This is a genomic window from Streptomyces sp. NBC_01410, from assembly GCF_045040195.1.
Lineage (GTDB): Bacteria > Actinomycetota > Actinomycetes > Streptomycetales > Streptomycetaceae > Streptomyces.
This window is the reverse complement of sequence record NZ_CP109530.1, coordinates 5,066,358-5,089,456: the sequence shown is the minus strand read 5'-3', so window position 1 is coordinate 5,089,456 and position 23,099 is coordinate 5,066,358. Positions and strand designations below refer to the sequence as shown.

The following is a 23,099-nucleotide window of genomic DNA, read 5'->3' as shown; positions in this document are numbered from 1 at the left end:
AATGGCACAGGACGTGTGCAGTCTATGGGGGCGTACTGATCCACAAACTGAAGGGCACCCCCTATGAGCAGGCCGCTCCCCGCCGTACAGCTGCGTGTGCCCACCGACGAGGACGCCGTGGCCTGGCACCGGATCTTCGACGACCCCGAGGTCATGGAATTCCACGGCGGAAAATCGGCGGAGCTGTCGCTCTACGAGGAGTTGACCGCCCGGCAGCGCAGACACGACGCCGAGCGCGGCTTCTGCTTCTGGACCATGCTCGACGAGGAGGGCAGGGTCATCGGCTTCACCGGGGCGCAGCCGTGGCCGCACGAGACCTTCGGCCCGGTGGGCGAGATCGAGATCGGCTGGCGGCTGGCGCGCGAGGCGTGGGGCAAGGGGTACGCGACGGCCGCCGCCCGCACCACGCTGGAGCGGGTGCGGGCGGCAGGCGTCGAGCGGGTGGTGGCGATGGTGAACGCCCGCAACGAGCGCTCGATCGCGGTGATCCGGCGGCTCGGGATGGAGCTGGCGGAGACCTTCACCACGCCGGTGTCCGACCAGAAGGGGTACTGCTTCCGGATGGAGCTCAGTTCACCGTGAACGTGCTCGTCGCGGTCGAGAAGACCACGTCCTTGCTCGCGTCCCACAGATCGGCGCGGCCGGCCGCGAGGATCGCGTACTCCGTACCGTCGGCGGCGACGAAGGCCTGGTCGATGATGTGGCGCCGCAGGCTGCTCTCGTCGGGCTCGGGGATGTGGGTGAACTCCCAGAGCGCGCCCGGCCGTCCCTGATAGGTGTTCTGGATCAACTGGCCGCGCCGGTAATTCGTTTCCGGGGTCTCCAGGTGCTTGCTCTCCAGGCCGAGGAAGTTCTCGTACGAGGTCGTCGGCGTGTTCTTGACGATGCCGATTTGGAGGTAGGCGCCGCCCGTCGGGGCCTCGTAGTAGATCTGGCTGCCCGCCTGTCGGCGCTTCCAGCCGTCCATCACGCCGACGGAGAATCCTGCGGGGTCCTGCTTGAGCACGAAGCCCGTGGGGAGGGTCGCGGTGCCCTGCGAGGCGGACGGGGACTGGGACTGGGACTGGGAGGGGCTGGTCGACGGGGTCGCGGACGCGGAGGGCTGCTGGTTCTGCTGGTCCTGCTGGTCCTCTTGCGGGGTGGGTGACTGCGAGGCGGCAGGCGGCTTGTTCTGTGCCTGGCCGGAGTCGTCGTTGTTCTTCTTCAGGAGCAGGGCTCCGGCGGTCGCGCCGCCGCCGATCACGAACGCGGCGGTGAGGGTGGCGGTCCAGATGAGGACCTTCCGCTTCCGCTCGGCCGCGGGGTCCGCGCCGGGCACGGCGGGCGCGCCAGGCACCACGGGCACCACCGGCCCCGGTGAGGCGCCGAGGTGCATGGTGTGGGGTTCGACGGCGTACGGAGCGGACGGCGCGGCGGCGACGGTTGCGGGGTGATCCGGTACGTCGGGGTGCGGGGGCGCGACCGGGTTGGCCTGCGGGACACCGGGCAGCGCCGCGGCAGCCGGAGCCGGAGCACCCGGCGCGTACCCCGCTCCCGGGCTGTACGCCGGAGGCATCGGCGGCGCGGTCGGAGCCGGCGGGACCAGCGCCTGCTGCCCCACCAGCCGCAGCACATACGGGCCCAGGAACGTCGCCGCCCCCACCCACAGCAGACCGAACAGCAGCGCGTCCGGAACGCTCGGTGCGAACTCCGACGTGCCCCGGCCGCCCCAGTCCGCCAGGCCGCCCGCGAGCTTCGCCGAGACCCCGCTGACGCCCGTGAACAACAGGACGAGCCCCAACGAGAAGCCCGCGGCCAGCAGTTGCTCGCGACGGTCCGCCGAGCGGCGCGCCGCCCAGACACCGAGCGTGAGCGCGCAGACGGCGCCGAGGCTCAGCGCCCCGGCGACCGCACCGTTGCCCCATACGTCGCCGATCTCGGACAGCCCGAAGCTGCCGCTCTCCGCGCTGGAGCCGACCGTGCTGAACTGCCCCTGAACGTCGAACTTCACCGGCGCGCCCCAGCTGAGCCCCAGTACCGCGAAGCCGATGTTGGGCAGAATCGGCAGCGCGATGAGCAGGGCCGTGCCGTCCACGTCGTCCGTGGTGGCGTACGCGACGAAGCCCACCAGCGAGCAGAGCGCCACGACGGCGCCCAGTGCGCGCACCGCGGTCCCGAAGGCCCGCACCGCCGCCTGGGCCCCGGGCCGCTGCGCCAGCCAGGCCGCGAGGTCGTCGCGCTGCAGCACCCCGCAGGTCACCGCGAGCGAGATCGCCAGCGCGCCGAGCGCCGCGAGCAGCGGGGACGAGGAGATCTCGACTCCCTGGATCTCGGGCTGCGCGAACAGCCCGAGGACCAGCACCAGTCCGGTGACCAGCAGCGAGAGCCGCGCGGCGGCTTCCAGTCCGGCGCCGCGCGTACGCAGCATCCGCGCACCGAGGTAGAGCGCGCCGATCCACAGCAGGGTCACCGTCAGCGGTACGAGGGAGAGCGAGGCCGCGCCCATCGCGTCCGTGCCCGAGTCGCCGAAGATCCCGCCCGAGGAACCGGAGCCGGAGCCTGAGCCGGAGTCCGAGCCGAAGGGCGAGGAACCACCGCTCGCCTTCACCTCGAAGCCGCCGCCGAAGCCCTGCAGCAGCATCGCCAGCGCGATCCGCAGCCGGTCGCTCCAGCCGACGACGACCTCGTCGTCCTGGCCGTACGAGGGGATGGCGAGCGCCACCGCCATCACCAGCAGCAGCCCGGCGGGCCAGGCCGCGGCCTTCACCGAGGACAGCCAGTCGCCGCGGAACACCCGCCCGAAGAACGCCCCCACGGGAGAGGGCTGAACGGGACCGGGGACGGAACCGGGGACAGGACCCGGGACGGAACCAGGACCGTACGCGGGCGGCGGTGGCGCGGGCGGCGCCACAGCGGCAACGGGCAGCCTCTCGCGCCCGCATGTCATGCAGAAGCGAGCCTCATCCGGGGATGGGTTGCCGCAGTGCGGGCAGAACGACGCCATGGTCAGACTCCGAGGTGAGACACGGGGACGGGCGGGGAGATAAGAACGTCGTAAACAAACGTCGTAGACAACGGACACATCTTCCCCGGCCGCCGGTTCCCGTCAACTCGCCCTGCGGAACGGCTCCTTCACCCAGCGTGTGTCAGAAAACGGAAAGCCCCGTCAGCGTCGTGAAGCGGTCCAGCGCCGCAACTCCCGCCACCGAGTTCCCCCGTGCGTCGAGCCCCGGGCTCCAGACGCCCAGCGTGCAGCGCCCCGGCACGACCGCCACGATCCCGCCGCCCACGCCGCTCTTGCCAGGCAGTCCGACCCGGTAGGCGAACTCGCCGGCCGCGTCGTACGTACCGCAGGTCATCATCACCGCGTTGACCTGCTTGGCCTCGCTGCGGGTCAGCAGCCGCGAGTCGTCGGCGCGCAGCCCGTGCCGGGCCAGGAAGAGGGCCGCACGAGTCAGGTCGGCGCAGCTCATCTCGATCGAGCACTGCCAGAAGTAGTGGTCGAGGAGGGTGGGGACAGGGTTGGCGATATTGCCGTACGAGGCCATGAAGTGGGCCAGCGCGGCATTGCGGTCGCCGAACGCGGACTCCGACTCGGCGACGTCCGGGTCGAAGGCCAGCTCCGCGTTCCCGCTCTCCTGCCGCAGGAATTCGAGGACTTCGCTGCTCGCGTCGCCGGTCAGGGTCAGCAGCCGGTCGGTGACGACGAGCGCGCCCGCGTTGATGAACGGATTGCGCGGGATCCCGTTCTCGTACTCCAGCTGCACCAGCGAGTTGAAGGGGTTGCCGGACGGCTCACGCCCGACGCGCTCCCAGAGGCTGTCGCCGCCCTGGGCGAGTGCCAGGGCGAGCGTGAACACCTTGGTGATCGATTGCGTGGAGAAGGGCTGCTGCCAGTCCCCCACCCCGTACACCGTGCCGTCCACGTCGGCGATGGCCATGCCGAAGCGGTGCGGGTCGACGGCGGCGAGCGCCGGGATGTACTCGGCGGGGGTGCCGCTGCCGACCTGGGGGGCGATGTCCTGCGCGATCCGTTCGAGGACCGCCTGGTAGTCCATGGGTGGCTCAGCGGGGCTTGGTGCCGCGGTGCAGAGCCACGATCCCGCCGCTCAGATTGCGCCAGGCGACCTGGGACCAGCCCGCCCCCTGAAGCCGCTTCGCGAGACCGGCCTGGTCGGGCCAGGCCCGGATGGACTCGGCGAGATAGACGTACGCGTCGGGGTTGGAGGAGACCGCGCGCGCCACCGGCGGGAGCGCCCGCATCAGGTACTCGGTGTAGACCGTCCGGAACGGCGCCCAGGTCGGCTGCGAGAACTCGCAGATCACGACTCGCCCGCCCGGCTTGGTGACCCGGTACAGCTCGCGCAGCGCCGCGTCCGTGTCCTGGACGTTGCGCAGCCCGAAGGAGATCGTCACGGCGTCGAAGACATCGTCGCGGAAGGGCAGCCTCGTCGCGTCGCCTGCGGTGAGCGGCAGCCACGGGTGGCGCTTCTTGCCCTCGCGCAGCATGCCGAGGGAGAAGTCGCAGGGCACCACATACGCGCCGGTGGCGGTGAAGGGGAGCGAGGACGTGCCGGTGCCCGCGGCCAGGTCCAGGACCTTCTGTGCCGGGCGGGCGTCCACCGCCTTCGCGACCTCCTTGCGCCACCGCCGGTCCTGGCCGAGCGAGAGCACGTCGTTGGTGAGGTCGTAGTTCGCCGCCACGTCGTCGAACATCGAGGCGACTTCGTGCGGCTGCTTGTCCAGGGTTGCGCGGGTCACTGGCGTTCGGCCTCGCTCGTGTCGTGGGGCGGGTGACGTGGTGGACGTCATTGTCTCAGGCGCCCGGTCGGCGTCGGCGGTGGACCATGCGCCCGTCGAGGACGGTGACCAGGCAGGTGCCGTCGTCGGCGAAGACGGCGAAGTCGGCGGGCCGGCCGACGGCGAGGGCGCGCGGCCCGGCGGCGTACTTCAGGCCGGAGCGCTCGACGGCGAGCCGTACCGATGGGCGCCCGACGGGCCCGGCCAGGGTGGTCGTGCCCGACGCCAGGAGCCGCTGGACCCCGCGCCGGGCGCTCGCGCCCCACCGGGTGTCGGTCATCCCGAGCGCGGCCAGTGCGTCCCCGGTGAGCGGCCCGGTGCCCAGCTCACCGGCCTCCCGCGGGTCGGGCCAGTACGCGTGCTCCAGCAGGGCGACAGCGTCCGGCTCGTGGCGTCCGGGGCCGAGGACCCCGTCCCACTCGCGCACCCGGGCCCGCTCCCCGTACGCGGCGTACAGCTCCTCGTACGGGCCGATCGCGGCGATCCGCGCGCCCTCGACAACGAGCGAGTCCGAGTCGGGCACGCGGTGAAGTGTCAGCACAGCACGCTCAGTTGGCGCTGAGCAGCTTCAGCTCGGGGTGCGCCGTGCCGCCCTCGATCGCCGTCGACGAGATGTGCGAGGCGACCCGCTCGTCGACCGGGTCGTTCGCCGGGTCGTCGTGGACGACGATGTGCTCGTACGTCGTCGTCCGCTGCGCCGGGACCCGGCCCGCCTTGCGGATCAGGTCGATGATCTCCAGCCGGTTCGAGCGGTGCTTGGCGCCCGCCGAGGAGACCACGTTCTCCTCCAGCATGATCGAGCCCAGGTCGTCCGCGCCGTAGTGCAGCGACAGCTGGCCGACCTCCTTGCCGGTGGTCAGCCACGAGCCCTGGATGTGGGCGACGTTGTCGAGGAAGAGCCGCGCGATCGCGATCATCCGCAGGTACTCGAAGAGCGTCGCCTGCGTCCGGCCCTTGAGGTGGTTGTTCTCGGGCTGGTACGTGTACGGGATGAAGGCCCGGAAGCCGCCCGTCCGGTCCTGCACGTCGCGGATCATCCGCAGGTGCTCGATCCGCTCGGCGTTGGTCTCGCCGGTGCCCATCAGCATCGTCGACGTCGACTCGACGCCCAGACCGTGCGCGATCTCCATGATCTCCAGCCACCGCTCGCCGCTCTCCTTGAGCGGGGCGATCGCCTTGCGCGGGCGCTCGGGGAGCAGTTCGGCGCCCGCGCCCGCGAAGGAGTCGAGACCGGCCGCGTGGATACGCGAGATGGCCTCCTGCACCGGGACGCCGGAGATCCGCGCCATGTGCTCGACCTCGGAGGCTCCCAGCGAGTGGATGACCAGGTGCGGGAACTCCTTCTTGATCGCGGCGAAGTGCTCCTCGTAGTACTCGACGCCGAAGTCCGGGTGGTGCCCGCCCTGGAACATGATCTGGGTGCCGCCGAGCTCGACGGTCTCGGCGCAGCGCCGCAGGATGTCGTCGAGGTCGCGCGTCCAGCCCTTGGCCGTGTCCTTGGGCGGGGCGTAGAAGGCGCAGAACTTGCAGGCGGTGACGCACACGTTGGTGTAGTTGATGTTGCGCTCGATGATGTACGTCGCGATGTGCTCCGTACCGGCGTAGCGCCGCTTGCGTACGGCGTCGGCGGCCACGCCGAGCGCGTGAAGCGGTGCGGAGCGGTAGAGGTCGAGCGCCTCTTCGGGCGTGATCCGCCCGCCCTCGGCAGCACGGTCCAGCACGGACTGAAGGTCGGCCTTCTCGGTCACCGGGCGTCACCTTTCGGCGGTGTTTCAGAGCATCAGCGGGCCGATCCAGCCTACGCCAGCCGCCTCACCCGCTCGCGGGCGCGGTCGGCGGGTCACTGCTTGCGCTCCAGAGTGGCGTGCGGGTCGCCCGCGCGTGGTTCCTTGGAGGTGTACTGGACGCGGGCTCCGTCCAGTCGCAGCTTCACCGTATGTGTGCCGGGCGTGCACTTGGTACCCGGTCTGCCGCTCGACCTGCCGTCGGCGACCAGCTCCTTGGGGGTCGCGCCGCGCAGCACGAGATTGTCCTCGCAGGAGAGGTTGCCCAGCGCGTCGAACTGGCTGACCGTGGCGAACTTCGCGCCCGTCCTCCCCGCGCGGATGGCGACAGAGAAGGTCCCGGCCTCCAGTTCGCTGCCCGCGAAGCTGACCTTGAAGGGGCCCTCCCAGGTGCCGATGAAGGCCTTCGGCACCTTCTTCACCTTCTCGCCCGGCACCGTGCCTTCCGAAGCCGCCGGGCTGCTCGCACTCGGCGGGCCGCCCGCCGTGTCGTTGCTCTTGTCGCCTCCCGTGCCCGGAAACAGGTCGAAGAGGAATCCGCCGCCCACCGTGACCGCGGCCAGTGCCGCGGCCACCGTCAGCGTCACCGTGCAGCTCACCTTCCTGCGGGCGCGCGCGGGCGGCGGGCTCTCCAGTGGGCTCCCCTGGGTGTGCGGCGGCGCGTCCTGGGGAGCCACCGCCGAAGCGGGCGGCGTCACCGGTTCGACCGGCGGCCCGAAGGTCCCGATCGCCGGACTGCTGAACGCCACCGGCCCCGACGCACGCGGATCCGCCGGTGCCGGCTCCAGGTTCAGCAGGCTCACCGCCGACCGGCTGACCTGCTCCACCAGCGGGCCGGGCAGCCAGCCCGCGCCGACCAGCGAGGCCGCCCCGCCCGGGGCCAGCCTGTAGGCGATCTGCGCGGGCGCGGGCCGCGCGGCCGGGTCCTTGGCCAGGCAGTCGGCGACCAGCTCCCGCAAGTCGCCCTCCAGGAAGCCCAGTTCGGGCTCCTCGTGCACGACCTTGTAGAGCAGCGCGGCCGACGAGTCGCCCGGGAAGGGCGCAGCCCCCGTCGCCGCGTACGCCAGCACCGCGCCCAGCGAGAACACGTCGGCCGCGCCGGTGACGCCCCTGCCGAGGATCTGCTCCGGCGACATGTAGCCGGGCGAGCCGACCGAGACCCCGGTGGAGGTGAGCGAGGCGGTGCCGTCGGTGGCACGGGCGATCCCGAAGTCGATCAGCCGCGGTCCGTCGAGCGTGAGCAGCACATTGGACGGCTTCACGTCCCTGTGCACCAGTTCGAGGCCGTGTACGGCCGCCAGCGCCTCGGCGAGCCCCGCGCCCAGCACCCGTACCGCATGCGTGGGCAGCGGACCGTGCTCGGTGATCGCCTGCGACAGCGCGGGGCCGGCCACGTAACCCGTGGCCACCCAGGGCACGGTCGCCTCCGGGTCGGCGTCGAGGACCGGCGCCGTCCACTGGCCGCCGACGCGGCGGGCCGCCTCCACCTCACGCCGGAACCGCGCCCGGAACTCCTCGTCGAGCGCGAAGTGCGGATGGACCACCTTCACCGCGACCGTGCGGCCGCCGGCGCTGCGCCCGAGATAGACGCGGCCCATTCCGCCCGCCCCCAGCCGTCCGAGCAGCCGGTACGCCCCGATGCTCTGCGGCTCGCCCGGATCCAGCGGCTGCATCTGTACTCCCCCCGATTGCCCTTGCCCTGACGGCCCTTGCCTGCTGTGGCTCCTCAGCGTAGGGGGCGCCGTGTCGGGCATCACGAGGATTCCCGCCGCCCGGCAGCCAACCGAACCGGGCCTGACGCCATCTCCCTGCGTGTAGGGGGTGTCTTCCGGATCTTGCCGGGCTCGCGTGCCCTGGCACGCACATCTGCTGCGTTGTCGTCAGTCGCCGACGCTCCGCGTGGGCTCCTTCCTCCGCCTTGCACCTGCACGCACCAGACCCCGCTCGCTGATCCGGCCTGATCCAGAAGACACCCCCTAAATCACACCGCTTGTCCGAAAGCCGCCTGTGCCGCGACGCCTCGGCCAGAATCCCTCGGAGTCCGTCCATGAAACGCCTGCCCAAAGCCCTCATAGCCACCGTTGTCCTCGGCTCTGTCGCGCTCGGCTCGTACGCGCTCGGCGCGGGCTGGTGGGAGGAGGGCGAGCCGCTCACCTTCGACGGCCCCACCGCAGCAGCCCCCAGGCAGCCGGGCGGCGCCCAGGACAGCGGCACCGGCGACAAGGCGGCCGACGAAGCCGCCGCCAAGACGCTGATGCCGACCGGCCCGAAGGCCTCGTTCACCACCCAGAACAGCCTGGACGACGGCACCAAGATCGGCGTCACCACGCTGGAGGGCAAGAAGTCCGGCTTCCAGGGCAAGGTGTGGGTCTGGGCTCCCAAGGAGTACTTCGACCCCAAGTACGCCAACAGCGGTTTCCCCGTGCTGATCGCGCTGCCCGGCGGCAACGGCTACCCCAAGAACTACTGGATGGGCACCGACCTCAAGCTGCAGAGCAGCATCAGCAAGTGGTCGCAGGAAGGCAAGAGCCTGCCCTTCATCGTGGTCATGCCGGTGCTCAACCCGGACGCGAAGTACTACTACGACGGCAGTGACATACCGGGGCAGCCGAAGATGGGCACCTGGATGACCGAGGACGTCCCCGACTTCGTGAAGGCCAACTTCCGTACCTTCACGTCCCGTGACGGCTGGGCCTTCATGGGCTCCTCGTCCGGCGCGTTCGTCGGCCTGAAGTCGGTGCTCCAGCGCCCGGACAAGTTCAAGGCCGTGATCGCCTCCGGCCCCGACACCGTGCCGGACTCGCCGCTGTGGGCGGGCCACGAGACCAAGCGGCAGGCCAACAACCCGGAGAAGCTCGCCAAGGCCCTGGCCGCCAAGCCCGACACCAAGGCCAACGACGTCTACCTGGCCTTCCAGATAGGCACCAAGGAGCGCGGGGTCACAAGCCTCAAGAGCTTCATCCGTGACTACTGCAAGGGCCCGGTCAAGAGCCGCCTCCAGCTCATCCAGGACGGCGAGCACAACGCCAAGACGTACGTGAAGGGCATGGGCGACGGATCCATCCAGTGGATCAGCGAGCACATGCAGGCCCCCATACCCGCGTCCTAGCCGAGCAGCCTCCCAGGAGGCGAACAGCTGTCAGGGGCCGAGCAGCTCCACGCGTACGTCCGCCGGGAACCCGGTCGTCGGCCCGGTCCGGCGCGCGAACTCCCGTACGCCCGCGAGCTGCTCGGCACCGAAGCGGAAGTCCAGAGTCCTGAAGTACCGCTCCAGGAGCGCCTTGTCGAAGCTCTCCCAGCGCGCGGCCTGCTCGGCGACCTTGGAAACCTCCTCCAGCGAGACGTCCCGCGAGGCGAGGAAGGCCTCGTGCACCTGCCGTACGACCAGGGGCTCGCGCGCCAGATAGTCCTTGCGCGCCGCCCACACGGCGAAGACGAAAGGCAGCCCGGTCCAGTCCTTCCACATCAGCCCCAGGTCGTGGACCTGAAGGCCGAGCCGGGGGGCGTCGTGGAGCGAGGCGCGCAGCGCGGCGTCGCCGATCAGTACGGCCGCCTCCGCCTCCTGCATCATCAGGCCGAGATCGGGCGGGCAGGTGTAGTAGTCGGGCGCCACCTTGTACTGCTCGGCCAGCAGCAGTTGAGCCAGCCGTACCGACGTGCGCGAGGTGGACCCGAGTGCGACCCTCGCGCCGTCCAGCCGGTCCAGCGGGCCCTGGGACACGATCACGCAGGACATGACCGGGCCGTCGCAGCCGACCGCGAGATCGGGGAAAGCAACGAGCTGATCGGCATTGCGCAGGAATTCGACGAGTGTGATCGGCGCGATGTCGAGTTCGCCGCGCACCAGCTGCTCGCTGAGCTTCTCGGGGGTGTCCTTCGTCAGCTCGAGATCGAGGAGAGTTCCGGTACGGGCCAGCCCCCAGTACAGGGGGAGACAGTTGAGGAACTGGATGTGGCCGACACGGGGCCGGCTGCGGCGGTGGTCGGTTGCTGTGCTTTCTCCAAGACTGTCCACATCGCGAGGCTAGACCTGTGACGCGCCGACGGCCCCGCCGGGGCCGGGCGCGCCCCTCCCGAGCTGCAATTCGTCAGCGATTCATGATCCTTTCAAACGTCCGGGTGACGTGATCTTTCCCTCTACCGCTGCGCACACGCTGCGTGCTAGGCTCGACGCAAGTTGCAGTTTGGTTTCCCTTGCAGTACAGAGCCTGCGGAGCATGTAACCCGCAGGCTTTTGTAGTTTTCAGACTTCTTGCAGGTTCTGGAGCAGGGCAACCCTTTGGCCCAAGGAGGGCTTATGGCTACCGGAACCGTCAAGTGGTTCAACGCTGAAAAGGGCTTCGGCTTCATCGCCCAGGACGGCGGCGGCCCGGATGTCTTCGTCCACTACTCCGCGATCAATGCGTCTGGTTTCCGCTCTCTCGAGGAGAACCAGGTCGTGAACTTCGACGTCACTCAGGGCCCGAAGGGCCCGCAGGCGGAGAACGTCACCCCGGCCTAGTCAGCCACGGGTCGGCGATCGCGCACGACTTAGCAGTACCAAGGAGCCCCGTTCCGTACGGACCGGGGCTCCTGCCTTTATTTCGATGGAGACGCCCTCCTCCCGCCTCCTACAGTGACCGGACCCGATGTCGTCACGGAGAGCGGTCATGCGCGTTCACTACCCCCGCACACCACATCTGCCGTGGTCGCCGGGGGCCGCGTCGGACGACGTACGAGCCGGTGATCTCTCGCCTCTGCTCGGCCGTGAAGTCGTGGTCACCGAGAAGCTCGACGGGGAGAACACCACCCTCTACGCCGACGGGCTCCACGCCCGGTCGCTGGACTCCGCGCACCATCCCTCGCGGGCCTGGGTCAAAGCTCTGCAGGGCCGGATCGGGACACAGATCCCGCGGGGGTGGCGGGTGTGCGGCGAGAACCTCTACGCGCGGCACTCGATCGCCTACGAGGACCTGGAGAGCTGGTTCTACGGGTTCTCCGTCTGGGACGGCGACGGCCGTTGCCTGGACTGGGACCGGACCGTCCGCTTCCTGCGGCGGCTGGGTGTTCCCGTGCCACGGGTGCTGTGGCGGGGTGTCTTCGACGAGCGGGCACTGCGCGCGCTGCGGCTGGACACCGCGCGGCAGGAGGGCTACGTCGTACGGACCGTGGAGGGCTTCGGCCAGGACGAGTTCGGGCAACGGGTGGCCAAGTGGGTGCGCGGCGGCCACGTGCAGACCGATACGCACTGGATGCACGCCGCGGTCGTGGAGAACGGGCTGAGCCCGAAGTCCGCGCTGTGGGCGGTGCGTTCGGGGGCCACCGCCGACGGGGAGTCCCTGTCGGCGGCCGTCGGCGTCGCTCCCCGGGACATGGCCGCCGCCCGGGCCGCCGTCGCCGAGGTGTCGGCGAGGCTCGATGCGCTGGGCCGCTCCGGTGACGCGCGGCTGGCGGGCGTCCTGGCCGCGCTGCTGCACGGAACACGCCGGGGCTCGCTCGCCGGCCGGCTGGTGGCCCCGCTGGGCATGCCGCTCGCGCGGCAGGTGGCCGACCTGGTCGGACTGCACCCGAATCTGCACCGGCCCTATCCGGACGAGGACCGCCGGACCGGTCTTGTACGGATGTCGTTCGCGGCCGACCTGGGCGTGCTGCACACCGTTGCCGGTGCGGTGGCGGCGGACAACGCGGGGCGCGAGCAGGTCGACTGGTCCGCGCTGTACGCCGAGGACGCCGGACTGCTCGGCGGGGCGGAGGTGCCGGCGGGACTGCGGGAGGCGTTCGCCGACCTCGACACGGAGCCCGCCGACCGCTGCCGGGCCGAGGCGCGGGAAGCGTACGCGCAGGGGCGGATCCGGACCGTCGACGAGGCCGTCGCGGCGACCTGGCGGTGGCGGAACGGGAACTTCCCGCGGCTGATCCACCTGGTCGGCCCTTCGGGCAGCGGGAAGAGCACCTTCGCGCGCGGCCTGCGCGGAGTCGACGCGTACGTGTCCCTGGACGAACTGCGCGAGGCGCGCGGCTCGCGCGCGGACCAGCGCGCCAACGGGGACGTGCTGCGCGCGGGCCTCGACCGGCTCGACACCGCACTGGCGGCGGGCGGGACCGTGGTGTGGGACGCCACCTCGCTCAACCCGCACCAGCGTTCCCTGGTGCACTCGGTCGCGCACGGCCGCGATGCGCTGACCACGCACGCCGTGGTGCTGGTCGACGATGATGAACTGGTCCGGCGCAACGCGGTGCGGCCGCATCCCGTGCCGCCCGACGTGCTCACCGCGCAGCTGCACCGGTTCGTGCCGCCCTACCCCGGCCAGGCGCATCGCACCTGGTACATCGGGCCCGGCGGAACCGTCGAGGAGGCGGTCTAGTGCGTACGAGCGACGAGATCTATCACCGCGTCCGCTGGGACGCGCGCTTCGACCCGGCCAGGTTCGTGATCGGGATCAACCAGCGCGGGGCCGCCCCCAAGCGGATCCCGCTGCCCGCCTTCGTCCCCGGGGGCGACATCCCGTGGCACCGGGTGCTGTTCTTCGAGGCGGACGGTGAGCTGGTCTGGGACCGGGCGACCGGGGTGGACCGGATCGACAGCTCGGACGCGGGGCGGGCACGTGACCCGCGCCTCCTGCGCGCGCCGTTCTTCACGGCCGGGACGCCGCACGCGTGGGACCCGGCGACGGAGCGGTGGCGGCCCGCGGGCGGCGCATCCCGGGCTGCCGCGCCGCCCGGGAGGAGTCTGCGCGTACTGACGTGGAACACGCTGTGGGACCGGTACGACAGCGAGCGCATCGACACCGCCCGGCGCAGGCCCCTGCTGCTCGCTGCCCTGGAGGAAGCGGACGCGGACGTCATCGCGCTCCAGGAGGTCGAACCCGCGCTGCTCGCCCTGCTCCTGCGGGCGCCGTGGGTCCGCGCGGGCTACACCCTGGGCACCGACGCGGGCGGCAAGGACGTCGACGACTGCGGGCTGCTGCTGCTCAGCCGGCTGCCCGTACGGGAGGCGGGACGGCACGAGTTCGGACCGCACAAAGCCGTCACGGCCATCACCGTGGAGACCGGCTCCGGCCCGCTCGTGGTGGCGGCGACCCATCTGAGCAGCGACCACTCCGAGGACGGCCCGGCCCGGCGGGAAGCCGAACTGGGCAGCCTCGCCGAGGGACTCGGCGGGATCGACGGCGAGCTGATCCTGCTCGGTGACTTCAACGACGGCGGCGACGGACCGGCCGAAACGCTCGGGCTGCGGGACGCCTGGACTCAGCTGCACGGGCCGGACGACCGGACCCCCACCTTCGACCCAGGCGTCAATCCGCTGGCCGCGGTGTCCTCGCTGTCCGGCCGTGTCTCCCGGCTTGACCGGATCTTCCTGCGCGCGGGGCGGCTGCGGGCGACCCGTGCGGTCCTCCGGGGCGACGTGCCCAGCCCGGAAGGGCTGTACATATCGGATCATTACGGCGTGGAAGCAGACCTGACGGTTGGCGGTTCCGAACCCGCCGAAGACAACCTCGCCGACGTCCTCGCCGTCGCGCCGACGCCGCGCACCGCCGTGGCCTGGATTCCGCCCCAGGAGCTCTGGCCGTCGATCCAGCACATCCGCCAGGAGCACGACCGGCAGATCCACCGCTGGCCGCCGCACGTGAACCTGCTGTTCGGTTTCGTACCGGAGTCCGACTTCGAGCGGGCGGCCCCGCTGCTCGCCGCGGCGACGGCCGGGACGGCGGCGTTCACCGCCCGTCTGGAGGGAGTGCGCTCCTTCCGGCACCGGGAGGACTCCACCGTCTGGCTCGACCCGGCGGCGGCCGACGCGGCGCCCTGGGCAGAACTGCACCGCGCCCTGGAGCGGCGATTTCCCCGCTGCGGGGGCCGGGCCCCGAGCTTCACCCCGCACCTCTCCCTGGGCCGTACCCGGGATCCGCACACGCTCGCCGCGCACTGCGCCGCCCTGCTCGACGGCATGCCGTCGGAGGTGAGCGAGCTGGTGCTGCTCTCGCGGCGGGGCGACGGGCCGATGCGGCCGCGGGCCACGATCGCTCTGGGAACGGGCGAGGTGCGCTGGCTGCCGGACTCCCCCGAATCCGCCGCGTCCCTTGAAGCGGTCACCGCCGAGCCGGTCGCGGAGGACCGGATCACGCAGCACCTCTCCGAAGCACTGGGCGAGGGAGTCGTCCACGTCGTCGGATCACGGCGCATGGGCTGCGCCCTCGCCGGAGCCGACCTGGACCTGGTGGCGGCGCTGCCGGGCTCCGTCGGCATGGCGGACGTCCGCGCGCGCGTAACGGCCGCACTGCCGGACGCCACCCGGGTACGGGAGGTGACCGGCGCCCGGGTGCCCGGCCTGCGGCTGCGCGTCCACGACATCGACGTGGACCTGGTGGTCGTCGCCACCGGTGCGCTCGATCCGGCCGAAGCGGTCGTACGGCGCGCCGAGTTGGGCGAGGCGGCTGCGATCGCGCTGAGCGCGGTGAGCGACGCGGACGCGGTACGGACCGAAGTCGGCGCCGACCATGCCGCGTTCGCCCGGCTGGCCAGACAGGTGAAGGCATGGGCGAAGGCACGCGGCCTCGACTCGGCACCCTTCGGCGGACTCCCGGGCCTGGCCTGGTCGGTGCTCGCGGCCCGTACGGCACGCGAGTCGGCGGGCTCCACCGACGCGGACCGGCTGCGTGACTTCTTCGGCACCTGGGCCGCCTGGGACTGGCGCGAACCGGTCGGCCTCGCGGATGCCGTTACGGGACCACAGGGTGCCCTGACCGTCATGACCCCGACCGCGCCCGTGCGTACCTGCACCGGGCAGGTCACCGCAGGCTTCCGGAACCTGCTCACCGACGAGCTCTACCGGGCCTGGACCATCCTGGAGACGGCCGCGGAAAGCGGCGCGGACCCCTGGCCCGAGCTGCTGTCACCGCCGCCCCTGCACCGGCGGCACGCCGCCTGGGCGACGGTGACCGTACGCCCGGGCCCGGGCGGGGAGTTCGAGGAGACCCTGGGCCGCGTCCGGGGCCGCCTGCGCGCGCTGCTCACGGCCTTGGAGGACGCGGGGGCGGTGGACGCGCACGCCTGGCCCCGCCCGTACGAGACCGGCCCGGCGCTCGCGCGGTACGCGATCGGCCTCGGCCGCACGCCTCCGGACGCGGCCCGGCTCGCCCGGATCGCCGAAGCGTGGGGCCGGGGCCTGCGCGGGGTCGACGTGGAGCGTGCGGAGTGCGGCGCGGTGCCGACGCTGCGCTGATCCCGGCGGCGAACCGCCCCGCCTACCATGGACGCACGAGACGGGAGGAGCGGCCGTGACCGAACGCAAACCCCCAGGTGTCAGCTTCGAATCGTGGGTCGACAAGCAGATCCGGGACGCTTCGGAGCGCGGGGACTTCAAGGACCTGCCCGGCTTCGGAAAGCCGCTCCCCGACGACACGGCTCCGTACGACGAACTGTGGTGGGTCAAGGGCAAGATGCACCGCGAGGGCGTCTCCGTCCTGCCGCCGGCGCTGGCCCTGCGCAAGGAGGCGGAAGACGCGCGGGAGGCGGCGGGGCGGGCGGCGACGGAGTCCCAGGTGCGGCGGATTCTCTCCGAGGTCAACGAGAAGATCGAGGCGGCGATCCGGAGACCGCCGGCGGGGCCGCCGCTGGGTCTTGGGCCGTTCGACATCGACGCGGTCGTCCGCGAGTGGCGGGCGGGGCGGTTGGGTTAGGCGGGGCCGCTGCGCGGGGCTTGTTCCCCACCCCGCCCCTTCCCGAACTGGGGGCAAGCCCCCAGACCCCCGTACGCGCTTCGCGCGTGTCCTCAAACGCCGGACGGGCTGAATGTGCGGCCCTGCCGCACATTCCAGCCCCGCCGGCGTTTGAGGCGCGGGGTCTGGGGCGGAGCCCCAGTTCGGGAAGGGGCGGGGTGGGGAACAGGCCCGCCGCAGGCGCAGGCGCACCCGCACCCGCACCCCGTCGACCCGCACCGCACCCCGCCCCCTCACCGCCGCGCCTGCGGCAACGCCGGGAGTTTCTCGTCGTACAGCCACATCCGGAACAGCCCGTCAAGCGGATGCTCCGAGTACCTCTGCGCGAGCGCGATGAACTCCTCCGTCGTCACCACCCCGTGCCGCCGCGTCGTCGTCCACTCCCGCAGCACCGCCACGAACGCCGCATGCCCGATCACCGTCCGCAGTGCGTGCATCGTGAGCCCGCCCCGCTCGTAGAGCCGGTCGTCGAACAATCGCCGCAGTCCGGGATCGCCGATCTTGATGTCCTGCCGCAACAGGGCGAGCTTGGCCCGGGACTTGGCCGCGAGCGCCGCGGCCGAGGGCCCGCCGGACACTTCGGACCACAGCCATTCGGCGTATTTCGCGAAGCCCTCGTTGAGCCAGATGTGCCGCCAGTCCCGGACGGTCAGGCTGTTGCCGAACCACTGGTGGGCCAGTTCGTGCGCGATGAGGCGCTCGCTGCCGCGCCGCCCGTCGACATGGTTGGACCCGAAGATCGACAGGCCCTGTGCCTCGCAGGGCACGTCCAGTTCCTCGTCGACCACGACGACGGCGTAGTCGTCGAAGGGGTACGGGCCGAAGAGGTCCGTGAAGGCCGTCATCATCTGCGGCTGGCGGGCGAAGTCGTGCTCGAAGCGGCCGAGCAGTTCGCGCGGCACGGCGGCGGGCTGCGGCACGGGTCCGGCGTGGGCGATGTCGACCAGTTCGTACGGGCCGATCTGGACGGTCGCCAGATACGTCGCCATCGGCGCGGGCTGCTCGTACACCCAGGTCGTCGTGGAGGCGCTGATCGTACGGGAGGTGAGGGTCCCGTTGGCGACCACGGTGTACGGCGAAGGGGCGGTCACCGCGATCCGGTAGACCGCCTTGTCGCTGGGCCGGTCGTTGCACGGGAACCAGGAGCGCGCGCCGCTGGGCTGGGAGGCCACGAGCGCGCCCTCCTCCAGGTGTTCCCAGCCGATGTCCCCCCAGTCCCGGGTGCGGACGGGATGGGGGACGCCGGTGTAGCGCACCTCGACCGTGAACGGGGACCCGGTGCGCAGCGGCTTGGCCGGCCGGATGCGCAGTTTGTCGGCGCGGTGGGTGTACCGCGCCGGGCGGCCGCCGTTGACGAGGACGCGGTTGATGCGGAACTGGCCGAGGTCCAGGACGACTTCGGCCAGGTCACGCTCGGCGACGGCGCTGATCCTGGCCCGGCCGGACAGCCGGCCGGTGTGCGGTCGGTAGTCCACCTCCAGGTCGTACTCCGTGGTGCGGTAGCCGCTGTCACCGTGCTGCGGCAGGTAGGAATCCCTCACCGTGGTGCGTCCTCGCGTTTCTTGCTGTGGTGCGTGTGCGTGTGGCTGATTCTGGGCTACGGCTTCCAGGCCGTGATCGGATTGCCCAGCCAGCGGGTGCCCGCGGGCACCCGCTCCCCACGCATCACCAGCGACGCCGGACCGACCGCGGCGCGGTCGCCGATCACCGCGCCGGGCAGCGCGATGCCGTGCGGGCCCAGCGTCGCGCCGGCTCCGAGGACGACATTGTCCATACGCATGATCCGGTCATGGAAGAGGTGCGTCTGAACAACACAGCCACGATTCACGCTGGCACCGCCGCCGACGCTGACCAGGTCGGCCTCCGGCAGCCAGTACGTCTCGCACCAGGCGCCGCGGCCGATGCGGGCGCCGAGCGAGCGCAGCCACAGATTCATCAGCGGTGTGCCGCCGGTCGCGCCGATGAGCCACGGCACCGCGAGCACCTCGACAAAGGTGTCCGCGAGCTCGTTGCGCCACACGAACGACGACCACAGCGGGTGCTCGACCGCCTTGAAACGGCCCACCAGCAGCCACTTCGCCGCGATGGCGACCAGGCAGGCCACCAGGCCGCCGGCGAGCAGCAGCCCGCCGGTGGACAGCACCGCGAGGCCGACGCCGACGCGGGAGGCCAGCAGCGCGAAGGCCGCGAGCACGAGCACGGCGAGCGCAGCGCCGCACATGACCGGCACGATCCGGCAGACCTCGACGGCCGCGCGCGCCCACATCAGCCGCTTCGGCGGCTCGAAGGTACGGCTCTGGTCGCCCGCTTCGGCCGCCCGGGGCAGCTTCATGGGCGGCATGCCGAGCCAGGAACTGCCCGCCTTGGCGCGCTTCGGGGTCGACGACAGCACGCCGACCAGGCCCCGCTTGGGCACGGAGCGGCCGGCGGCCGTCATCCCGGAGTTGCCGAGGAAGGCCTTCTTGCCGATCCGTGCCTCGGCGATCCGCAGCCAGCCGCCGCCGAGTTCGTACGAGGCGACCATCGTGTCGTCGGCGAGGAACGCCCCGTCCCCGACCGTCGTCATCGCGGGCAGCGCCAGCACGGTCGACGCCTCGACCCGGCGGCCCACCTTCATGCCCAGTGCCCGCAGCCACACGGGCGTGAACAGGCTCGCGTACAGCGGGAAGAGATGCACCCGGGCCATGTCCATCAGCCGTTCCGTCGCCCATGCCTGCCAGGCGACCCGGCCGTGGACGGGGTAGTAGCCCTCGCGCAGGCCGATGCTGAGCAGCCGCACACCGGCCAGGACGATCAGTGCGTACGTGACCATGGCGACGACGGTCGCGAGCGGCACGGCGGCCAAGGCGGCGGTCAGCGCCTCGCCGAGGTCCGCGCTGCCGCGTACGAACAGGCCGATGACGAGCAGGCCCGGAAGCGCCGCGATCGCGGGCAGCAGCCCGAGCAGCAGCGAGGTCAGCGAGTAGAGGCCGATCCAGCGGCGCCTGCGGGGCGGGCGGCCGTCGGGGAGATGGCGGTTGGCCTTGCCCTTGCGCGTGGCGGGCACGCCCGACCAGCGCTCGCCCGCGGGGACCGTACCGGTCACGCCCGACCCGGGCGCGACCTCGGCGCGCTTGCCGATCCGCGTGCCGGGGAAGAACGTGCTGCGGGCGCCGACCGTGGCTCCCGCGCCGATCCGGATGGAGCCGATGTGCAGCCGGTCGCCGTCGAGCCAGTGCCCGGACAGATCGACCTCGGGCTCGACGGCGCAGCCCTTGCCGAGCCGCAGCATGCCGGTCACCGGCGGCAGGGCGTGCAGATCGACGTCCTCGCCGATCCGGACGCCGAGAGCGCGTGCGTAGTAGGTGAGCCAGGCGCCCGCGAGGCTGGTCGCGCCGCTCATCTCGGCGAGGCGTTCCGCGGTCCACAGGCGCAGATGGACACGGCCGCCGCGCGGATACGTACCCGGGCGCAGGCCGCGCAGCAGCAGCCGCGCACCGCCCGCGGCGATCACGATCTTGCCGACCGGGCTGACGAAGAGCAGCCAGCCGAGCGCCACCCACCACCAGGACACGGCCGGGGCCCAGGGCCCGCCGATCACATTGCCGACGGCGGCGGCGACCACGCCCCAGCGCAGCCCTGCCACACCGAACAGCGGCAGCATGAGCAGGGTCTGCGCGATTCCGGTGCGGCGCGGCACCGGCGTGACGTCACGTGCGTCGGCCGCGCCCGCGGAGGATGCCTCCAGCGTCCGGGCGAGCGCGCCGAGGGTCGGGTTCTGGTAGATGTCGCCGACGGATCCGGCGGCGAACCGCTCGCGAATCCGCGATACGAGCTGGGCGGCGGCGAGAGAGCCGCCACCGCTCGCGAAGAAGTCCGCGTCGGGCCCGCTCACCGGCGCTCCGAGCAACTCGGTCCATTGCCCGGCGAGCCACGCCTCGGTCTCGGTGAACTCGGCCGCATCCGCGTCCGCACTCTCCACGGCGGGCAGCGGCCAGGGCAGCGCGGCGCGGTCGACCTTGCCCGAGGTCCGGGTCGGAAGGGTGTCCACGACGGCGAGCAGCGGCACGAGCGCGGCGGGCAGCTCCTTGCGGAGCCGCGCCACGGCGTCGGCGGGGTCGAAGGCCACGGTGTCGAAGGGCAGCGCGCCCAGAACCACGTCGTCGGCGTCAGGGGCGGCATCCTCCGCCGACGCGCTCGGGACCACGTACCCCACCAGCAGCTGATGCCCCGCGCCCGTCGTACGGACCGCCGCCGCCGCGCCCGCGACGCCCGGGAGCGACTGCAGCGCGGAGTCGATCTCGCCGAGTTCGATACGGCGGCCGCCGAGCTTGATCTGCTCGTCCGCGCGGCCCATGAAGAGCAGGCCCTCGGCCTCCGCCTTGACCAGGTCGCCGCTGCGGTAGGCGCGGTCCCAGCCGAGGGCGGGCAGGGGGGCGTACTTCTCGGCGTCCTTCTCGGCGTCCAGGTAGCGGGCGAGGCCCACGCCGCCGATGACCAGTTCGCCGGTCTCGCCCATGAGCACGACCTCGCCGCGGGCGTCCACGACGGCGAGCTCCCAGCCGTCGAGCGGCAGCCCGATCCGTACCGGCCCCTCGCCGGTCAGCGGTGCCGCGCAGGCGACGACGGTGGCCTCGGTCGGGCCGTAGGTGTTCCAGACCTCACGGCCCGGGACGGCCATCCGCTCGGCCAGCTCGGAAGGGCAGGCCTCGCCGCCGAAGATCAGCAGCCGTACGTCGTCGAGTGCCTCGCCGGGCCAGAGCGCCGCGAGCGTGGGCACGGTCGACACAACGGTGATGCCCTGCTCGACCAGCCAGGGGCCGAGGTCGAGGCCGGTGCGTACGAGGGAGCGGGGGGCGGGCACCAGGCAGGCGCCGTGCCGCCACGCGAGCCACATCTCCTCGCAGGAGGCGTCGAAGGCAACGGAGAGCCCGGCGAGCACCCGGTCGCCGGGGGCGAGCGGCTCCTGGGCCAGGAAGAGGCGGGCCTCGGCGTCGACGAACGCGGCGGCGCTGCGGTGGGTGACGGCGACGCCCTTGGGCTTGCCGGTGGAGCCGGAGGTGAAGATGATCCACGCGTCGTCGTCGGGCCCCGGCCGGCGGCCGGTGTCGCCGTCGCTGGATCCGAGCGGCGTGATCTCGCGGCCCGCGCCGATGACGGCGCTCACGGCGGCCTCGGTGAAGACGAGCTCGGCTCGCTCGTCGGGGTCCTCGGCGTCGACCGGGACATAGGCCGCGCCCGCCGCGAGGACGGCGAGGATCGAGACGTAGAGGTCGGCGGTGCCGGACGGCACACGTACGCCGACACGGTCGCCGATGCCGATTCCGGCGCCGCAGAGGCGGGCTCGCAGCGCCTCGACCTCGTCCAGGAGCGCGCTGTAGCTGAGGGGCGCTTCGCCGTCGTCGACGGCGAGTGCATCCGGGTGACGGCGTGCGCTCTCGTCGAGAATGTCGAGGAGGGTGCGCTCACGGGCGGCGGCGCCGGCGGTGAACAGCGCGGTCGCGGGCGCGGCGTCGAGCACCGGATCGAGAAGAGTCGGCGACTCCGGGGCCATAGTCATGCAGTGCACCGATCGCCGGCCGACAGGTCGCTCGGATCAGGTCCGATCCGGTGGATGTCACACAGGTTCGTACGCATCTCTCACTCTCCGTAGGTCGTGTCGAGTGCGCTGCGAATCCCCATTCCGCGCACGGCAAACGAGGAGTTTATCCCCCGTTCACCCGACTCGCCTGTTGTATGAGCGAGAGGCGGCCGGGTCCCGCCGACCGGCCGGAGAGTCGCCGGAACGGCATAGCACCTGCTCACGCGGGTCGCGGCCACCGCTCTACCGACGGGTATCCGGAGCGCCCCCGGCCGCCCGACTGTGGCGAAGGGCACTCGTCAGTCACCGTTTGTTCACCGTCCGAGACGGCTCTGACGGCCCCATCCGCGGGCCGGGACACCACCCTCGAACGGCACCCCTACTCCCGAGCAAGGGTGCCGACGATCGCACCGCGCGGGACTGATCCCGGCACGGCTCAGCGGGAATGCGACCAGCTCTCCCCGCGCATCAGATTCCCCAGCCCCATCCAGGCGAAGTTCATCAGCGTCCCGGCCGCTTCCTTGGCGGAGACGTCTTCCGCTTCGTTCGCCCACCCGGCGAGCGATTCGGCCGCCCCCACCAGTGCCTGAGCGAGCCCGGCCACATCGCGGTCCGCGAGCTCCTGATCCCGGTGCGCCTCACGGGCCGCTGCCCCGATCAGCCCGGTCACCACCGCCACGATCGTGTCCCGCATCACCGCCACGTCGGCGGCGAACGGCTCCCCGTGCGTACGCGCCTGACGGTGCAGCACCGCCCAGCCGTAGGGATTCTCGGCGGTGTGCGTGAAGAAGGCCGCGAGTCCCGCCCAGAGTTGCCGGTCCGCCGCGAGCCCCGGCTCGACGGCCGCCTGTACAGCGGCGATCAGCGCATCCGCCTCACGCCTGATGCACGCCGTGAAGAGCTCTTCCTTGGAGTTCAGGTACAGATACACGAGTGGCTTGGAGACCCCGGCGAGCTCGGCGATCTCATCCATGGAGGCCGCGCGGTAGCCGCGCCGCCCGAAGGTCTGCACAGCCGCGTCCATCATCTGCCGCTCACGGACGGCACGCGGCATGCGTTTGGCCTTCGCGCCTTTCACCGCACCCATGTCAAACATCCTCCCGCCCCACACCCCAACTCCGCGGTAAGCCTACGGCCACCGCTGAGTTCGAGTGCCTGGCCCCCGCACAGCCGGCGTACACCGCGCTCGCCGCACAACTCGCCGCACAAGGAGACGCGTGCTGCACCCGGAGAACGGGCACAGCACGCGTCGTCACGATCTCGGCCGGGTCAGGACTGCCA

Annotated in this window: 16 protein-coding genes and 1 pseudogene; 6 read left to right on the top strand and 11 right to left on the bottom strand. The window is 71.9% G+C overall.

Annotated features, from left to right (window positions below; genetic code table 11):
- Positions 1 to 63 precede the first annotated feature (63 nt).
- On the top strand, positions 64 to 582 hold the full coding sequence (locus OG741_RS23465) for a GNAT family N-acetyltransferase (RefSeq protein ID WP_405600930.1): 519 nt from the start codon (positions 64 to 66) through the stop codon (positions 580 to 582).
- Here OG741_RS23465 and OG741_RS23460 read toward each other — a convergent pair.
- The 7 genes and pseudogenes from OG741_RS23460 to OG741_RS23430 all read right to left on the bottom strand — a co-directional run bounded on the left by OG741_RS23460 (position 569) and on the right by OG741_RS23430 (position 8,236).
- On the bottom strand, positions 569 to 2,794 hold the full coding sequence (locus OG741_RS23460; RefSeq protein ID WP_405606006.1) for a hypothetical protein: 2,226 nt from the start codon (positions 2,792 to 2,794) through the stop codon (positions 569 to 571). The two genes, OG741_RS23465 and OG741_RS23460, sit on opposite strands and share 14 nt — an antisense overlap.
- Positions 2,795 to 2,914: 120 nt before the next feature.
- Positions 2,915 to 2,983: pseudogene (locus OG741_RS23455) on the bottom strand (zinc-ribbon domain-containing protein); the annotation flags it as partial.
- A gap of 142 nt (positions 2,984 to 3,125) precedes the next feature.
- Complete coding sequence (locus tag OG741_RS23450) at positions 3,126 to 4,037, bottom strand: glutaminase (protein ID WP_405600928.1); 912 nt, start codon at positions 4,035 to 4,037, stop codon at positions 3,126 to 3,128.
- A 7-nt stretch (positions 4,038 to 4,044) separates the two neighbouring features.
- Positions 4,045 to 4,740: a demethylmenaquinone methyltransferase gene (locus OG741_RS23445; RefSeq protein WP_405600926.1), complete on the bottom strand. Its 696-nt coding sequence runs from the start codon at positions 4,738 to 4,740 to the stop codon at positions 4,045 to 4,047.
- A gap of 55 nt (positions 4,741 to 4,795) precedes the next feature.
- Positions 4,796 to 5,320: a hypothetical protein gene (locus OG741_RS23440; protein WP_405600925.1), complete on the bottom strand. Its 525-nt coding sequence runs from the start codon at positions 5,318 to 5,320 to the stop codon at positions 4,796 to 4,798.
- A gap of 7 nt (positions 5,321 to 5,327) precedes the next feature.
- Positions 5,328 to 6,527, bottom strand: coding sequence for a cyclic dehypoxanthinyl futalosine synthase (gene mqnC / locus OG741_RS23435; RefSeq protein ID WP_405600924.1), 1,200 nt, complete (start codon positions 6,525 to 6,527; stop codon positions 5,328 to 5,330).
- A 92-nt stretch (positions 6,528 to 6,619) separates the two neighbouring features.
- Complete coding sequence (locus OG741_RS23430) at positions 6,620 to 8,236, bottom strand: protein kinase domain-containing protein (protein WP_405600921.1); 1,617 nt, start codon at positions 8,234 to 8,236, stop codon at positions 6,620 to 6,622.
- Between the two features lie 374 nt (positions 8,237 to 8,610).
- On the opposite strand from OG741_RS23430, the gene OG741_RS23425 reads away from it, so the two are divergent.
- Positions 8,611 to 9,672, top strand: coding sequence for an alpha/beta hydrolase (locus OG741_RS23425; RefSeq protein WP_405600919.1), 1,062 nt, complete (start codon positions 8,611 to 8,613; stop codon positions 9,670 to 9,672).
- 30 nt (positions 9,673 to 9,702) lie between these two features.
- Here the strand turns inward: OG741_RS23425 and OG741_RS23420 are convergent, their stop codons facing one another.
- Entirely contained in the window at positions 9,703 to 10,578 is an 876-nt protein-coding gene (locus OG741_RS23420; protein ID WP_266479391.1) for a menaquinone biosynthetic enzyme MqnA/MqnD family protein, read from the bottom strand.
- Positions 10,579 to 10,860: 282 nt separating this feature from the next.
- Between OG741_RS23420 and OG741_RS23415 the strand changes: the two genes are divergently transcribed.
- The 4 genes from OG741_RS23415 to OG741_RS23400 all read left to right on the top strand — a co-directional run bounded on the left by OG741_RS23415 (position 10,861) and on the right by OG741_RS23400 (position 16,219).
- Positions 10,861 to 11,064: a cold-shock protein gene (locus tag OG741_RS23415; protein ID WP_003967102.1), complete on the top strand. Its 204-nt coding sequence runs from the start codon at positions 10,861 to 10,863 to the stop codon at positions 11,062 to 11,064.
- Between the two features lie 148 nt (positions 11,065 to 11,212).
- A complete protein-coding gene (locus OG741_RS23410; protein ID WP_405600916.1) occupies positions 11,213 to 12,907 on the top strand; it encodes an RNA ligase family protein in 1,695 nt (564 codons plus the stop codon).
- Positions 12,907 to 15,762 (top strand): poly(A) polymerase, encoded by a 2,856-nt coding sequence (locus tag OG741_RS23405; RefSeq protein WP_405600914.1) that lies wholly within the window; start codon positions 12,907 to 12,909, stop codon positions 15,760 to 15,762. Before OG741_RS23410 ends, OG741_RS23405 begins: the two co-directional genes overlap by 1 nt.
- Positions 15,763 to 15,817: 55 nt before the next feature.
- The gene (locus OG741_RS23400) at positions 15,818 to 16,219 is read left to right on the top strand and encodes a DUF1992 domain-containing protein (RefSeq protein WP_405600911.1); all 402 of its coding nucleotides are present in this window, start codon (positions 15,818 to 15,820) and stop codon (positions 16,217 to 16,219) included.
- A gap of 272 nt (positions 16,220 to 16,491) precedes the next feature.
- Here OG741_RS23400 and OG741_RS23395 read toward each other — a convergent pair whose 3' ends face one another.
- The 3 genes from OG741_RS23395 to OG741_RS23385 all read right to left on the bottom strand — a co-directional run bounded on the left by OG741_RS23395 (position 16,492) and on the right by OG741_RS23385 (position 22,905).
- Positions 16,492 to 17,799, bottom strand: a complete 1,308-nt coding sequence (locus OG741_RS23395; RefSeq protein ID WP_405600908.1) for a M1 family metallopeptidase — start codon at positions 17,797 to 17,799, stop codon at positions 16,492 to 16,494.
- Positions 17,800 to 17,855: 56 nt separating this feature from the next.
- A complete protein-coding gene (locus OG741_RS23390; protein ID WP_405600906.1) occupies positions 17,856 to 21,797 on the bottom strand; it encodes a Pls/PosA family non-ribosomal peptide synthetase in 3,942 nt (1,313 codons plus the stop codon).
- 457 nt (positions 21,798 to 22,254) lie between these two features.
- Positions 22,255 to 22,905, bottom strand: a complete 651-nt coding sequence (locus tag OG741_RS23385) for a TetR/AcrR family transcriptional regulator (protein ID WP_405600904.1) — start codon at positions 22,903 to 22,905, stop codon at positions 22,255 to 22,257.
- Positions 22,906 to 23,099: the final 194 nt, after the last annotated feature.